The organism is Streptomyces sp. BR1 (genome assembly GCF_052373795.1).
Taxonomy (GTDB): domain Bacteria; phylum Actinomycetota; class Actinomycetes; order Streptomycetales; family Streptomycetaceae; genus Streptomyces.
In genome coordinates this window covers 1096394-1111243 of sequence record NZ_CM126252.1, presented here as the reverse complement: position 1 = coordinate 1111243, position 14850 = coordinate 1096394, and the positions used below count along the sequence as shown (strand labels likewise).

Annotated in this window: 15 protein-coding genes; 5 read left to right on the top strand and 10 right to left on the bottom strand. The window is 71.0% G+C overall.

The genetic code is table 11. From position 1 onward, the window contains the following. Positions 1-84: 84 nt before the first annotated feature. On the top strand, positions 85-1524 hold the full coding sequence (locus ACT1U9_RS05060) for a nucleobase:cation symporter-2 family protein (RefSeq protein WP_444537168.1): 1440 nt from the start codon (positions 85-87) through the stop codon (positions 1522-1524). A 78-nt stretch (positions 1525-1602) separates the two neighbouring features. Here the strand turns inward: ACT1U9_RS05060 and ACT1U9_RS05055 are convergent, their stop codons facing one another. Continuing rightward, positions 1603-2451 (bottom strand): chitosanase, encoded by an 849-nt coding sequence (locus ACT1U9_RS05055; protein ID WP_444537167.1) that lies wholly within the window; start codon positions 2449-2451, stop codon positions 1603-1605. 134 nt (positions 2452-2585) lie between these two features. Here ACT1U9_RS05055 and ACT1U9_RS05050 point away from each other — a divergent pair, with 134 nt between their 5' ends. Next, positions 2586-3194, top strand: a complete 609-nt coding sequence (locus ACT1U9_RS05050) for a TMEM175 family protein (protein ID WP_444537166.1) — start codon at positions 2586-2588, stop codon at positions 3192-3194. Here the strand turns inward: ACT1U9_RS05050 and ACT1U9_RS05045 are convergent. Then, a complete protein-coding gene (locus ACT1U9_RS05045) occupies positions 3166-4203 on the bottom strand; it encodes an Lrp/AsnC family transcriptional regulator (protein WP_444537165.1) in 1038 nt (345 codons plus the stop codon). The two genes, ACT1U9_RS05050 and ACT1U9_RS05045, sit on opposite strands and share 29 nt — an antisense overlap. Positions 4204-4336: 133 nt before the next feature. On the opposite strand from ACT1U9_RS05045, the gene ACT1U9_RS05040 reads away from it, so the two are divergent. After that, positions 4337-5803 carry an MFS transporter gene (locus ACT1U9_RS05040; protein ID WP_444537164.1) on the top strand — a complete coding sequence of 489 codons (1467 nt, stop codon included), beginning with the start codon at positions 4337-4339 and terminating at the stop codon, positions 5801-5803. Here the strand turns inward: ACT1U9_RS05040 and ACT1U9_RS05035 are convergent. The 4 genes from ACT1U9_RS05035 to ACT1U9_RS05020 all read right to left on the bottom strand — a co-directional run bounded on the left by ACT1U9_RS05035 (position 5772) and on the right by ACT1U9_RS05020 (position 10194). Next, entirely contained in the window at positions 5772-6368 is a 597-nt protein-coding gene (locus ACT1U9_RS05035) for a TIGR03086 family metal-binding protein (RefSeq protein WP_444537163.1), read from the bottom strand. The genes ACT1U9_RS05040 and ACT1U9_RS05035 overlap by 32 nt on opposite strands. 76 nt (positions 6369-6444) lie before the next feature. Next, on the bottom strand, positions 6445-7611 hold the full coding sequence (locus ACT1U9_RS05030; RefSeq protein ID WP_444537162.1) for an FAD-dependent monooxygenase: 1167 nt from the start codon (positions 7609-7611) through the stop codon (positions 6445-6447). Positions 7612-7740: 129 nt separating this feature from the next. Then, positions 7741-9360: a malate synthase A gene (gene aceB / locus ACT1U9_RS05025; protein WP_444537161.1), complete on the bottom strand. Its 1620-nt coding sequence runs from the start codon at positions 9358-9360 to the stop codon at positions 7741-7743. A gap of 237 nt (positions 9361-9597) precedes the next feature. After that, a complete protein-coding gene (locus ACT1U9_RS05020) occupies positions 9598-10194 on the bottom strand; it encodes a nucleotidyltransferase family protein (protein WP_444537160.1) in 597 nt (198 codons plus the stop codon). Positions 10195-10367: 173 nt separating this feature from the next. On the opposite strand from ACT1U9_RS05020, the gene ACT1U9_RS05015 reads away from it, so the two are divergent. Then, positions 10368-10682: a DUF5955 family protein gene (locus ACT1U9_RS05015; RefSeq protein ID WP_444537159.1), complete on the top strand. Its 315-nt coding sequence runs from the start codon at positions 10368-10370 to the stop codon at positions 10680-10682. 95 nt (positions 10683-10777) lie between these two features. On the opposite strand, the gene yczR is transcribed toward ACT1U9_RS05015, so the two are convergent. After that, entirely contained in the window at positions 10778-12265 is a 1488-nt protein-coding gene (yczR, locus tag ACT1U9_RS05010) for a MocR-like transcription factor YczR (protein ID WP_444537158.1), read from the bottom strand. Between the two features lie 301 nt (positions 12266-12566). Between yczR and ACT1U9_RS05005 the strand changes: the two genes are divergently transcribed. Further along, positions 12567-13061, top strand: coding sequence for a universal stress protein (locus tag ACT1U9_RS05005; RefSeq protein WP_444537157.1), 495 nt, complete (start codon positions 12567-12569; stop codon positions 13059-13061). A 4-nt stretch (positions 13062-13065) separates the two neighbouring features. On the opposite strand, the gene ACT1U9_RS05000 is transcribed toward ACT1U9_RS05005, so the two are convergent. Genes ACT1U9_RS05000 through ACT1U9_RS04990 form a run of 3 tightly spaced genes read right to left on the bottom strand, consistent with a single transcriptional unit; the run spans position 13066 to position 14805 of the window. Further along, complete coding sequence (locus ACT1U9_RS05000; RefSeq protein WP_444537156.1) at positions 13066-13647, bottom strand: hypothetical protein; 582 nt, start codon at positions 13645-13647, stop codon at positions 13066-13068. 9 nt (positions 13648-13656) lie between these two features. After that, positions 13657-14469: a papain-like cysteine protease family protein gene (locus ACT1U9_RS04995; RefSeq protein WP_444537155.1), complete on the bottom strand. Its 813-nt coding sequence runs from the start codon at positions 14467-14469 to the stop codon at positions 13657-13659. A gap of 9 nt (positions 14470-14478) precedes the next feature. Further along, entirely contained in the window at positions 14479-14805 is a 327-nt protein-coding gene (locus ACT1U9_RS04990; RefSeq protein WP_444537154.1) for a hypothetical protein, read from the bottom strand. Between the last annotated feature and the right edge of the window lie 45 nt (positions 14806-14850).

Below are 14850 nucleotides of genomic sequence, written 5' to 3'. Positions count from 1 at the left end.
CACGAAACACAGCCGCACCACACTGCACCACCTCCCTGACACCCGCGTCGCCGCCGACGCGTTACCCGACCGGAGGAACCGCCCGTGGCCGCCCTGCCCGCGCCCCGCAACGACGCAGTAACCGAGGGAGCAGTCGCCCCTCATGTCCCGGCCGCCGAAGGTGCCACGCACCCGGTCGACGAGACCCTCCCCCCACTGAAGATGTTCACCAGTGGCCTCCAGCACGTGGCCGCGATGTACGCGGGCGTGGTGGCCCCGCCCATGGTCGTCGGGCCCGCCGTCGGGCTCAGCGCCAAGGAGACCGCGTTCCTGATCGGCGCGAGTCTGTTCACCGCCGGACTCGCGACCCTGCTCCAGACCATCGGGTTCTGGAAGGTCGGCGCCCGCCTCCCGTTCGTCAACGGCGTCTCGTTCGCCGGAGTCACCCCGATGATCGCCATCGGCAAGGACCGCGGCCACGAGGGCATGGCGGTCATCTTCGGAGCGGTGATCGTGGCGAGCGTCCTCGGCTTCGTACTCGCCCCGTACTTCAGCAAGTTGCTCCGCTTCTTCCCGCCCGTCGTCACCGGCACGGTCATCACGCTGATAGGTGTCTCCCTGCTCCCGGTGGCCTTCCGCTGGGCGCAGGGCGGCAATGCCACCGCGCACGACTACGGCTCGATGAAGAACATCGGGATGGCCGCGCTGACCCTGGTGATCGTGCTGGCGCTGCGCAAACTGCTGCGCGGCTTCCTCCAGCAGATCGCGATCCTGCTCGGCCTCGTCGTGGGCACGCTGATCGCCGTGCCGTTCGGCATGACCAGCCTGGACGCACTCCGGGGCGCCGACGTCGTCGGCTTCCCCACGCCGTTCCACTTCGGCGCCCCGCACTTCGAGATCGCCGCGATCGTCTCCATGTGCATCGTGATGCTGGTCTGTATGACCGAGTCGACCGCCGACATGCTGGCGCTCGGCAAGATCGTCGGCCGCCCGGCGGACGAGCGCACCATCGAGGGCGGCCTGCGCGCCGACACCCTCGGCAGCGCCGTCAGCCCGCTCTTCAACGGCTTCATGGCCAGCGCCTTCGCGCAGAACATCGGCCTGGTCGCGATGACCAAGGTGCGCAGCCGTTTCGTGGTCGCCACCGGCGGCGGGATCCTCGTCCTGCTCGGTCTGTGCCCGGTGGCCGCCTCCGTGATCGCGCTGGTCCCGCTGCCGGTCCTCGGCGGCGCGGGCATCGTGCTCTTCGGCTCGGTCGCGGCCAGCGGCATCCAGACGCTGTCCACGGCCGCCCTCGACCAGGGCGAGAACGCGCTGATCGTCGCGGCCGCCCTCGGCGTCGGCCTCATCCCGATCGCGGCGCCCACCTTCTACGACGCCTTCCCGCAGAACGTCCGGGTCGTCCTCGACTCCGGCATCTCCACCGGCTGCGTGATCGCGATCGTCCTGAACCTGGCCTTCAACCACCTTGGCCACAGGAAGAGTTCGGCGGAGTCGGAATCGGAAGCGGGGGTGCTGGCCGAGCCCGCGGTGGTCGCGCACTGACCCCGTACGTACGACACAAGAACGCGAGCGGCGTGCACGGTACCGTGCACGCCGCTCGTTTCTCTCTACCGGCTCACATCAGTCGATGTGGTACGGGTCGCCGTAGACATGCCAGTCCAGCGGCGTGTCGAGGTTCAGGTTGCCGTTCCTGAGGAACACCCGCTGCTCGGTGTCGACGCGGCTGGTGTCGCTGTGCGCCTCCTCCTGCTTCATCGCCCAGACGCGGGCGTCGAGGAAGGCGTTGAGGTACGTCGTCTCGTCGCCGCCCTGGGACGGCGGCTTGGCCTTCTTCAGCGCCTTCTTGCGGATGCCGCTGAAGGTGGTCGGGTCGCTGCCGTCGCCGTGCATCACGAGGGCGTCGTAGTAGATGAACTGGCCGAGCGTGCCCACGCCGTCGGCCCTGCCCTGCCGGACCGCCGGGTCGAAGTACACCCGGTCGCGCTCGTCGTTCTGGGCGTTCTTGAAGGCGGTCTCGGAGGCGGCCGTCTTCCAGTCCTTGGTGAAGTGCGGGTCGAGCCCGGCGTGCGAGTCCGAGCCGTTCACCTTGCGCAGCGCGGGCAGGTACTTCTCCAGTACGTTCCCGGGCTCGCGGTCGCTGTACAGCTGGACCAGGTCCAGCATGTCACCGGTGCCGGAGCAGAACCCGATGATCCCGGCCGTGTAGCCCCGGCCGTCGTGGATGTCCTCGATGTACTTGTACTGGGCCTTCCAGTTGAGTGAGGAGTTCTCCGCGCTGGAGACGAGCTCCATCGCTATTTCCTTCTTGGCCGGGTCGTCGAGCCCGGTCGCCGCAGCTGCCATGGGGGCATTGTGGCTGGTGGCCGCAGTGGCGGTGGCGGCGGGTACGGCAAGCACGGCGACGCCGAGCAGAGCCGTGGCGCTGATCCTGAGACGACGTACGGTGGCGCTGTGGTGGGGGGTGAGCACCGGACCTCCTGGGGGGGAGTTCGTCGTTTCACTATTTTGTTAGGAAACTTTCCTACCAGCTCTCGGGCGGACCCGTACACCCTTGCGGCACAAGGAAGTTGAAGAATCGGGCCGGGTCGGGTTCAGTTCACCCGGTGAATGAATCAAGCCGGGTCGAGGCGTTCAGCGACGGCGTGTTCGCCATCGCGATCACCCTTCTCATCCTGGAAATCAAGGTGCCCCGGCACTCCGGCGACCACCTGTGGAGCGACCTGGGCCACCAGTGGCCCTCGTACGCCGCGTATGTGGTGAGCTTCCTGGTCATCGGCATCATGTGGGTCAACCACCACACGGTCTTCAGCTATGTGGCCCGCGTCGACCGCACGCTGATGTTCCTCAATCTGCTGCTGCTCATGACCGTCGCCGCGATCCCCTGGCCGGCGGGGCTGATGGCCGAATATCTGCGGGAGGACCACGCCTCGCATGTCGCCGCCGCCGTGTACAGCGGCTTCATGGTCGTCATGGCTCTCAACTTCACGGCGCTGTGGTGGCATCTGACCCGCACCGGCCACCTCTTCGACTCCCGGGTCGACGTACGCGCCGCCCGCGCCACCCGCGCCCGCTTCGCGATCGGCTCGCTCGCCTACCCGGCGACGGTGGGCCTCGCCTTCGTCTCGGCACCGCTGACCCTCGCGGTGCACGGTCTGCTCGCGGTGTATTACGGCTTCAATCAGCTCAAGGTGCCTGTACGGGAGGCTGGTTGAAGGTGCGCGCCCTTGGGGAGGCGCGCCGGGAGGGCGCGGGGGCGAGCCGGGAGGTCATCGGCGCGAGGGGACCCGCCGCCTTCACCGTGCGCAGCACCGGCGCGGTCTCCAGGGTGCGGATCGCCTCCAGCGCGCCGAGCCGTTGGGTGAGGTAGTGGTGCAGCGCGGCCGGGTCGGGGCAGAGCGCCTGGGCGACGAGGTTGCTCGGGCCGGTGGTCGCGGCGACGAAGGCGAGCTCGTCGTGGCGGGCGAGCTCCCGCGCCACCGCGTCGAGGTGCGCCGGGGTCACCGCCATCCACAGCAGCGCCTGCGTGCCACCGCCGAGCTGGCTCCCGTCGACCTCGACGTCGAAGAACAGGGCGCCGCCGGAACGGAGTTCGGTGATGCGCCGCGCGACCGTCGCGGGTGACCAGCCGGTCGCGGTGGCGAGTTCCGCGAGAGTGGCCCGGCCGTCGTGCCGCAGGGCGGCGAGGAGGTGGTCGTCGGCGGGTGCGGGCAGCGCGCGTGATGCCTCAACATCCTTGTTCAGTACGCCAGTTGGAGTAAGTGCCTGCTGCTGCTCGGCGTCCAGGGCGCGGGCCCGGCCGTGCCAGGCCGTGGGGCCGCCGAGGTACATGTGCAGCACATAGTGCGCGGACACGGCGGTCACCCCGGCGGTCCGGGGGATCTCGCGCAGCAGAAGCGACTGCGGGGCGTGGACGATCGCCACGATCTCGGTGCCGCCCGAGGCGAGCTTGACCCAGGAGGTGTCCTCGCGGCGCGCGAGCGCCTGGGCGAGATCCTGCGCGGCACGCGGCACGGCGCTGAGCCGCACCATCCACTGGGCGAGCCCGGCCTTCGCCGGATCGACGAGCCCGACCACCCGCAGCCCCGCCTCGCCCCGCAGCCGCCGGTAGCGCCGGGCGACGGTCTGCGTCGACACGTCCAGGACCGCCGCGATCCGCGCGAACGAGGCCCGCCCGTCGAGATGCAGGGCGTGGACCAGAGCACGGTCGATCTCGTCGAGCACGTGAGATTCCTTTATCTGAGTCGTATGGATGGAACGAATCGATGGATCCGGCGCTGTGGATGGAACCTCCAGCGTACGCGTCGGCAGGCTCGGGGGAGGCCGGGGAGCCCGGCGGCGTACGGAAGGAGTGGCTGTGTCGAAGGTGTCGAAGGTCGTACGACGGGGACCGGTGCGGGGGTACTTGGGGGAGGCGCCGGGGTCGTCGTCCGGTCCGTACCGGTGGCGCTGGGCCGCGCTCGCCGTGCTGCTCGTCGCCGAGGCGATGAACCTGCTCGACGCGACGATCGTGCAGGTCGCCGCGCCCGTCATCCGGACCGACCTGGGCGGCCCGGACTCGGTGATCCAGTGGTACGCCGCCGCCTACACCCTCCCCTTCGCCATGTTCCTGATCACCGGCGGACGATTGGGTGACATCCTCGGGCGCAGGCGGGTGTTCAGCGTCGGGGTGGCGGTGTTCCTCGTGGCCTCGCTGGCGTGCGCGGCCGCGCCCTCGTACGGGGTGCTGATCGGCGCCCGGGCCGTGCAAGGAGCCGCTGCCGCGCTGGTCATCCCGCAGACCATCGGCTTGATCCGGGCCATGTTCGACGGCGACGAACTGGCGCGGGCGCTCGGCAGCATCGGGCCGGTGATGGGGCTCGCCGCCGTCTGCGGGCCCGCGCTCGGCGGGTTGCTCACCCACGCCGACCTGTTCGGCTCGTCGTGGCGGTCGGTGTTCCTGGTGAACCTGCCACTCGGCGCCGCCGTCCTGCTCGCGGCACCGCTGCTGCGCGAGGACCGGGCGGCGCGGCGCCCGCGCCTGGACCTCACCGGCACCGCGCTCGTGGTGACCGGCTCCGGCGCGGTGGTCTACCCGCTGATCCAGGGCCAGGACGCCGGATGGCCCGCCTGGACCTGGGTGCTCCTCGCGGTCGGGTTGGCGGTGCTCGGGCTCTTCGGGGTCGACCAGCGCCGCAAGAGCCGCCGGGGCCGCAGCCCGCTGGTCGAGGCCGGACTCTTCCGGCACCGGGGCTTCCCGGCGGCCCTGGTGACCTCCACGCTCTTCTTCGCGGTGCTGAACGGCCTGATGCTGGTGGTCGTCCTGCACCTCCAACTCGGCCTGGAATCAGATGTGTTGACGGCCGGTCTCACTCTGCTGCCATGGTCCTTCGGCATGGCCGTCGCCTCTTGGGTCGCGGGCACCCGCCTCGTACCCCGGTACGGGCCGCGCCTGATGTACGCCGGACTCGCCATCTTCCTCGTGGGCGTCCTGGCCGCGACGGCGGTGTACGCGGCGAGCGACCCCGCCCGCTACCCGTGGCCGCTCCCCGGTGCGCTCGCGGTGTGCGGTACGGGCGTCGGGCTGTTCACCGTTCCGTTCTTCACCGCCGCCCTGCACCGCGTCGGCCCCGCCGAGACCGGCTCGGCCGCCGGGCTGCTCAACGCGGTGCAGCAACTCGGCGGCACCCTCGGCACGGCCCTGCTCGGCAGCGTCTTCCTGAGCGCGACGGACCCGACGGCGGGAGCCCGACGTGCCTTCTGGGCAGCCGGGTTGCTGCTCGTCGCGACGGGGGTAGCAGTGGCCGCCGGGCTCAGGCGGCCCAGCCCGGATCCCGCCCGCTGAGCCCGACGACCCGGTCGAGCAGCGGGGCGTCCTCGGGCACCTCGACGACCGGCCCGAACGCGGGGGCGCGCAGGGCGCTGTCCCGGTTGGCCTCGAAGAAGCCGTACGTCGCCTCCAGGCCAGCCGCACCCGGGTCGTACGCCTGGCCGGTCGCGCGGGCCAGGTCCCAGCCGTGGACGACCAGTTCGTTGAGCGCGACCACGCCCGCGATCGCGGCCGGGAAGGTGACACCGCCTGCCTGTGTGTCCCCGTCCCACGCCTGCGTCGCGCGCCACGCCTCGGCCAGCGCCGTGAGCCGCCCGGGCAGCCCGGTCCGCCAGTCCTCGGGCAGTACGGGCGTGACGGACCCGGGGTCGGTGCCGGTCGCGGGTCCGAAGTCCTTGTGCGCGGCCGCGGTGAAGGCGACGGTGAGCCCGGCGATGTGCCCGACGAGCTCGCGTACGGCGTACTTGGGGCAGGGCGTCGGGGCCGCGAGCTGGTCGTCCCGTACGCCGTCGATCAGGCGGGCCACGGCGTGGGCGGCGGGGGCGAGGTCGGGTCGGGGGGTCTGCGTGTGTGCGTCCATACAGGGGAGACCGGTGGGGCGGGTGGAACTCATCGGCGGCTGAACGATTCCCCTGGACTGTTCACGATCCGACTGTTCACGACGTGAGGCGGCGGCCGCCGAAGCCGCCCGAGCCGTCGGCCTGTTGCCACCACTTCTCCAGGCCCCGCTGGTCCATCGTACTCCAGTCGGGCGTCTCCTGGACGAGCCCGAGGCCGAGTTGACGGCCGAGTTCCACCATGGAACGGCCGGTCGCGGCGCGGCTCTCGTCGTAGGTGCGCAGGGCCGTCTCCCAGTCGGGCGCGCTGGTGAGACGGGCCTCCAGGGTGGTGGCGTCCTGGAGCGCCTTGACCGCGCCGCCGCCGGTGTGCGGGCGGGCCACCGTCGCCGCGTCGCCCGCGAGGACCAGCCGGCCGCTGGCGTAGTGGGGCGCGGTGAAGTCGTACATCGGCTGGACGAACAGCTCCTCGGCGGTGGTCGTACGCACCAACTGTCCCCAGTACGGCGCCAGTTGGGTGTCCGCGATATGCGCGAGCCGGGTGTGCAGGGTCTCGGCGAGGGTGCCCGGCGGCAGGCTGGTCGGGTTGTCGAAGCGCAGGTCGAGGTCCGGGGGAGGGGCGGTGTAGAGCACCCAGTTGATCCGCAGGCCGCCCTTGCCGTCCGGGATGCGGTAGATGATCGTGTGGCCGCCGGGGAAGACCGCGTACACGCAGTCCTCGTCGGGCCAGAGCTCCGGGGCCATCAGCCGCTCGGCCGGGAAGGCGCCGCGCCAGGCGAGATACCCCGCGTACTCGGGCCGCACCTCGGCGAACGCGGCCGTGCGGACCGCCGAGCGGTAGCCGTCGGCGCCGATCACCAGGTCGAACCGCTCGCTGCCGGAGGCGGTGGTGACCTCCACCCCGTCCGGGTCCGCCTCGACACCGGTCACGGTGGCGCCGTTGCGGAACTCCGCCGACTTCGGTACCCGGTCGCGCAGTTCATGCCAGAGCGGACCCCAGTTGTACGTACGGAACGGGAACGGCAGCACGCCGATCCGGCGGCCGAGCGGTGCCGAGCCGTTCTTGACGTACCAGCAGCGCCGGCTCAGCTGGAGCCATGGCATCTCGGCGTCCACATATCCGGCCGACTCCAGCTCCGCGTACCGGTCGTTGTGCATCGCGAGCCCGACGCCCCGGTCCGCGAGTTGGCCCGCGGCGCGCTCGAACACGGTGATCTCCGCGGCGCCGCCGCGGTGCGCTGCCAGCGCCGCGGCACATCCGGCCACGCTTCCGCCGACTACGGCGACCCTGCCTCCACGTAACATTCACTCATTCTGACAGGGGCGCGGGTCCGAAGCGGTGAATTCGCTCCGGACCCGCGCCCCTTGAGACCGTGTCGGCCGCTGAAGTGCTGGTCAGCCGACCAGTTGCTCGTAGGCGGGCAGTGTCAGGAAGTCCGCGTAGTCCGCGTCGAGCGAGACCTTGAGCAGCAGGTCGTGGGCCTGCTGCCACTTGCCGGCCGCGAACGCCTCCTCGCCGATCTCGGCCCGGATCGCGTCCAGTTCCTCGGCGGCGACCTTGCGGGCGAGGTCGGCGGTGGCCCGCTCGCCGTTCTCGAACACGACGCCCGCGTTGATCCACTGCCAGATCTGCGAGCGGGAGATCTCGGCGGTGGCCGCGTCCTCCATCAGGTTGAAGATGGCGACCGCGCCGAGGCCCCGCAGCCAGGCCTCGATGTAGCGGGTGCCGACCTGGACGGCGGCGACCAGACCCGCGTACGTGGGCTTGGCGTCCAGCGAGTCGATGGCGATCAGATCACCGGCGGCGACGGAGACGTCCTCGCGCAGCCGGTCCTTCTGGTTGGGCTTGTCGCCGAGGACCGCGTCGAAAGACGCCATCGCGATCGGGACGAGGTCCGGGTGGGCCACCCACGAGCCGTCGAAGCCGTCGCCCGCCTCGCGGTCCTTGTCGGCCTTGACCTTCTCGAACGCGACCTTGTTGACCTCGGCGTCCTTGCGCGACGGGATGAAGGCCGCCATGCCGCCGATGGCGTGCGCGCCGCGCTTGTGGCAGGTGCGGACCAGGAGTTCGGTGTACGCGCGCATGAACGGCGCCGTCATCGTCACCGCGTTGCGGTCCGGCAGGACGAACCTGGCGCCGCCGTCGCGGAAGTTCTTGACGATGGAGAAGAGGTAGTCCCAGCGGCCCGCGTTCAGCCCGGCCGCGTGGTCGCGCAGCTCGTAGAGGATCTCCTCCATCTCGTACGCGGCCGTGATCGTCTCGATGAGGACGGTGGCGCGGACGGTGCCCTGCGGGATGCCGACGTAGTCCTGGGCGAAGACGAAGATGTCGTTCCAGAGGCGGGCCTCCAGGTACGACTCGGTCTTCGGGAGGTAGAAGTACGGGCCCTTGCCGAGCTCGATCAGGCGCTTGGCGTTGTGGAAGAAGTAGAGGCCGAAGTCGACGAGGGCGCCCGGCACCGGACGGCCGTCGAAGCGCAGGTGGCGCTCCTCCAGGTGCCAGCCGCGCGGCCGCATCACGACGGTCGCGAGCTCGCCCGCGTCCTTGAGCGCATACGACTTGCCCGACTTCGGGTCGGTGAAGTCGATCTTCCGCTCGTACGCGTCCATCAGGTTGAGCTGGCCGAGGACGACGTTCTCCCAGGTGGGGGCGGAGGCGTCCTCGAAGTCGGCGAGCCAGACCCTGGCGCCCGAGTTCAGCGCGTTGATGGTCATCTTGCGGTCGGTGGGGCCGGTGATCTCGACCCGGCGGTCGTTCAGCGCGGCCGGGGCCGGGGCGACCTTCCAGTCGCCCTCGCGGACGGCGGCGGTCTCGGGGCGGAAGTCCAGCGTGGAGGTGCGGGCGATCTCGGCGCGGCGCTCCTGGCGGCGGAGCAGGAGCTCGTCACGGCGGGGCGTGAACAGCCGGTGCAGCTCGGCCACGAAGGCGAGGGCCGCGTCGGTGAGCACCTCGTCCTGCCGGGGCAGGGGCTCGGCGTCGACGATGGCCAGCGGGGACGGCGCTGGTGCGGACATGTGCTGTCACTCCTTCGCGGGCGGTGCCCTCGCCGGCCGCCGGGAGGCAGAAATGGCACTGAGTGCCATCGCCCCGGATACGACTGGGGGCGCCGTCTCAATCAATCGGGCGCTTCTGAACAGTGGATACTAGTTTCCTCATAGTGGAAGTTCAATGGTTTGTTGATGTCGAGATTCTCCGGGTCGACAGACCGTGGCGCTCGGTGCCACCCCGTTCACTCCAGGTGTACCGGAGTATCAGTCGAGCCGCTTGAGATCCGCCTCCGTGTCGATGTCGTACGGCTCGGCCACATCCCCGCACTCGACCAGCGTGATCGCCGACTCGTGCGCCTTCAGATACGCGCGCGCCCCGCGGTCGCCCTCGGCACTCGCCGCGATGTCCGGCCACCGGTCGGCGCCGAAGAGCACGGGGTGGCCGCGCTTCCCCCCGTACGCGGCCGTGACCAGCGACGCGGGAGAGTCATAGGCGGCCCGTACGCGGGCGACGGCCGCCGGGCCGATGCCGGGCTGGTCGACCAGGGAGACCAGGGCCGCCTTCGCGTCCGTGTCGGCGAGCGAGGCGAGGCCCGCGCGCAGCGAGGAGCCCATGCCCTCGGCCCAGTCCGGGTTGTCGACGAGTACGCAGCCCTCCAGTCGGGCGCGCGCCCGTACCTCGTCGGCCGAGGCGCCGAGTACCACGTGCACGGCCGTGCAGCCGCCCTCGCGCAGCACCCGTACCGCGTACTCCACGAGCGGGCGGCCCCGGTGCGTCAACAGAGCCTTCGGGCGTCCGCCGAGCCTGCGTCCGCCGCCCGCCGCCAGGAGCAGACCCACGACCTGCGATTCGTCGTTCATCGGTGGTGTCATGGCCCCACGTATACCGAATGGGGGCGCCGAATTCCGTCCGCACAGTGGCGCGCGCCGGGCGCGATGGCGTTAACTTGCCCGCAACTCCCGTCAGTTGACCTTCGCTGACGGGCTGTGAACGCCGGCCCGACGGTGTGCGTGGGGCGCCTGGGGAAGGACTTGTGTTGCGACGCGTGGAGCAGAGGCCCGTGACCGGCAGTGGTGAGGACCCCAGAGTCGCCGAACTGCGGGTGGCCGTGGCGCGGCTGCGGCGGGAGCTGGCGGGGCATCCGGCGGAGTTCCGGGACCGAGCGGTGGCCGAGGACGAGCTGGCGGCGCTGGATGCCATGGCCGTCACCGGTGCGCCGGAGGTTTTGCGGCTGCGTCGCTCTCTGCTGTTGATCGCCGGGTCGATCGGGTCTGTGAGTGCGTTGTCCCTGGCGGTCAAGGGGTTGCGGGAAGCGGTTGACTTATTCGGGGAGCCACCGCAGCGGTAACGCTTCGCTGGAGGTGCGGATATTTGGCTGCGGACCGTGCGTGGCTGGTCGCGCAGTTCCCCGCGCTCCTGGGGGGACGGGGTGACGCACGCCGTTCACGCGACCCAGTGCGGTTGCGTCGGCTGCGTTGTCGATGTCGGCAGGCCCGCTTCCAGCGTTGCCGCCAGGCGGCGTACCGCCTCGCGGGTCATCTCCGGCGGTAGGCAGTACGGGATCCTCAGGCGGTGTTCGTGGGTGCCCGGGTCGGCTGCGAATCTGGCGCCGCCCTGGAGCAGGACCCCGTGTGCGAGGGCTGCCTGGGCCAGGGCGCCCGCTATCGGGCGGCCCAGGTCGACCCAGAGTGTCAGGCCACCGGGTGGCAACTGCCAGCGCCATTCGGGGAATTGGACTGTCAGTGCGTCCGCCAGGGCCGCGCGCTGCTCGCGCATTCGGCGCAGGCGCTCCACCAGTACGTCGTCCATGCCGGGCAGCAGATTCACCGCCACCAGCTGGTCCAGGACCGAGGACGCCATGTCCTGGTGGATGCGCGTTCCCGCGAGTTCGGTGATCAGGCGTGATCCCGCCCGTACCCAGCCGATCCGCAGCCCGCCCCAGTGCGTCTTGCTGAGCGAGCCGACCGTCACGATCTGCTCGGCCTCGCCGTGGTGCGCCAGCGACGCGAACGGTGCGGGCGCCGGGACGTCGAGCGCCATCTCCGCCATCGTCTCGTCGATGAGCAGCCAGGTGCCGGTGGCGCGCGCCGACCGCAGCAGCCGGGTGCGCTGCTCGGTCGGCATCAGCGCGCCGGTCGGGTTGTGGAAGTCCGGGATCAGATACGCGAGCCGGGGCGCGGTCTGCCGCAGCGCGCACTCCATCAGCTCGCCGTCCCAGCCGTCGTCCGTCACCGGTACGGGAGTGATGCGCAGCCCCGCGTGGCGTACGGCGTCCAGGCCGTTGGCGTACGACGGGCTCTCGACGATGACCCGGTCGCCCGGGCGGCCGAGCAGGGCCACCACCAGGGAGAGCGCCTGCTGGGCGCCCGTGGTGATCAGGATCTGGTCGGGCAGGGTCGGCAGGCCGCGCCGGGTGTACCGCTCGGCGACGGCCGCGCGCAGCCGGGGCAGGCCGAGCGGGTGGTAGCCGGGTGTACGCAGATGGCTGGGCAGCTCGTCCGCCGCCAGGGCCAGTGCCTCGGCGTACTCGGCCTCCGGTGCCGAGGGCGCCGCCATGGCCAGGTCGATGAGGTCCGAGCCGTCCGCGAAGCTGGCCACATTGGCCGGGCGCTGGCCGTCGGGCAGCTCGGTCCAGGTGCCCGCGCCGCGTCGGCTCAGCGCGTACCCGCCCTCGCGCAGCAGGTCGTACGCGGCCGTGACGGTGGCCCGGCTGACCCCGAGCGCGGTGGCCAGCTCCCGTTCGGCGGGGAGCCTGGTGTGCAGCGGAATCCGGCCGTCCAGGAGGAGTGTGCGTACGCCCTGGGCCAGCGGGCGGTAGCCGGGGCGCGTCCCGGCTGTGGCGGCGACCAGCGTGGCCAGCTGTCGGCTGCCGAGCGTCCGACTGGTGTCCGTCGTGCTGCCCACGGAGTGGACCATGCGGATCCCTGCCATACCAACTCCCCTTGATTGGCTCTGCTGGCCAGTCCAATCAGCGTACAGACTCGGATGTAGTCAGCGTGATTGGCCTTGGCGGCCGGCAGTAGTGGGAGAGGGCGAGTGTCATGTACGGCGTGATGACGGATCGCTTCGAGCGAGCTATGCAGCGGCAACATGAGGAAGCGCCGAACGGGGTGTCGCTGGAGTGGGTGCGTTTGCGGCTGCGGGCCGGTGGGGGCTTGTCGCGCAGTTCCCCGCGCCCCTCAACTGAGCCGGGGACGCGTCGCGCTGCCAGGAGTCGGCTCAGGAGGCCGAAGTGAGCTCGCCCGGTCGCGTCGTCGTCGGTGTCAGCGGGTCGCTCGGCGGGCTCGCCGCCCTGCGCGCTGGGGCAGAGGAAGCGCGGCGTAGTGGGCGCGTGCTTCTCGCCGTGATCGCGTGGGAGCCGCCCGAGGGGCGGGCCCTGTATGTGCGTCATCCTGAACCCGCCTGGGCCGCGCACTGGGAGCTCGATGCGCGGCAGCGGCTCGGCCGGGCCTTTGAGGATGCCTTTGGCGGGCTGCCCGAAGGGGTCGAGGTGCGCAAGGTGGCGGGGATGGACCGGCCCGGTCGGGTGCTGTGTGCCGTCGCCGGGCGGCCCGATGATCTGCTGGTCGTGGGCGGGCGGCCGGGTGCCTGGTGGGCGCCGGTGCGCCGGTACGTATTGCGGCATGCCGAATGCCCGCTCCTGACCGTACCGGCGCCCCGCCCGCCGAAGGGCGCCGCCCGGGAGCTGCGCCATGCGACGGCGGAGGATTTCACCCTGCGGGGGTGAGGACTCAGCCGCCGCCCCGGTCGTCCCCCGCCTCCGGCGGCAGGATGTCCTGCGGGGCGTCGCGGGCCAGGAGCGTGAAGAGCTCCGTCGCCGGATACGCGTGGTCCGCCTCGACGCCCGGCGGGGCCGGGGCCGCCGGGATCAGCGTGTCCGAGGCCTCGCCGTGCAGCCAGACCGCGATCAGGTGGACGGCCGGCAGATGCAGCAGACGTACCTCCGCGTCGCCCTGTTCATGGTCCGCCGCGTCGAGCGCGGCCGCCGTTCCGGCCACGAACGGGCCGTAGTTGAGCTGGCTGAAGACATGGCCGCCCGCCTCGTCCCGTACCGTCTCGGCGAGCGCGACCGGGCCGGAGGCGTGCTGGACGAGATAGCGCCAGGCCACCGGCCGGGCTCCGGCCAGACCGCCCGGCAGATCGGCGAGCCCGATCACGTACATCTGAAGGGGATGGGCGAGTTGGAGTTCGTCGGCTCCGGCGGGCACCAGCGTCTGCGCCGGGCGGACCCGGCCGAGGCCCGCGAGGAGCTCGACCCCGGCCTCGGCGGCGGAACGCGACTCCTGGGGTGGCTGCGGTACTTGAAGCGCCATGGTCCGTCCCTATGCCCGGGTGTAGTAGCTGTGGGTCCAGGTTCCACTGCCCTGGTAGTTGGTCGCGAGGGTGTTGTACACCTGGTCGGACCGGCCGTAGATCGGGTCGTCGACGGCCACGATCGCGTCCGAGTTGTTGTACGGCGCGTCCACGCCCATCGCGGTGAGGAAGTGCCCGCCGCCGGTCGACCAGCCGATCCTGATGCAGAGCGGGCGGCCCGCCTTGATCTCGGACTCGACGGTCGCGAAGTCCACCTGGTTGGTGACCATGTGGTCGAGGTGGCCGACGATGCTCAGCGGGTTGTCCAGCGGCTGCTGGGAGTTGCAGCCCGCGCCGCTCGCCCCGCCCGCGCAGCAGTCGGTGCGCCCGGTCTGCGAGTTGGCCACCGCGCACTGCGTCCATGTGCTGCCCGCGTTGTAGTAGAGCGCGATGCTGGTGGAGACCGCCGCCCAGCACCAGTTGGTCTGCTGCTGGTGCTGCATCACGAAGGCCAGTCGGCCGCCCTCCCACAGGCTGTACACCGGCTTGTCGTCGAGGACCGTGATGTCGGTGACGATGTGCAGCGGCGCGCCCCAGTCGACCGTGACCACGAACGTCACGCCGTGGTTGGGGTCGTACGGCGGTGAGTGCGGGCTGATGTTGCTCACCCGGACCGGCGCCGCGCCCACGAACCTCGGGCTGTGCTTGAGGTCGTTGGGATCGACGCTGTACTCGGAGACCGTGACGATCACGGTCGAGTCGTGGTCGATGATGCCCCAGTTGAAGTTCAGTGCCGTCCGGCCCTGGAGACCGGCCCAGTACTGACGTGCGGTACGCGGCATCGGCCCCCCTCAGCCGTTCTGGTACTCGATGTCGACGGGTGGCCCGTCGAGCACCGTGATGTCGGTGACGATGTGCAGCGGGGAGCCCCAGTCGACGTTGACCGTGAACGTGACGCCGTGGTTCGGGTCGTACGGCGGCGAGTGCGGGCTGATGTTCTCCACGGTGATCGTGGCGGCGCCGACGAACCGGGGGCTGTGCCGGGGGTCGTTGTTGTCCACGCTGTACTCGGACGCGGTGACGATCACGGTCGAGTCGTGGTTGATGATGCCCCAGTTGAAGTTGAGCGTCGTGCGTCCCTGAAGGTTCCACCAGTACTGGCGTGCCGTCTGTGGCATATGGGCCTCCGCGCGGAGTCAGGCCGGGCAGATGACGCATCCATG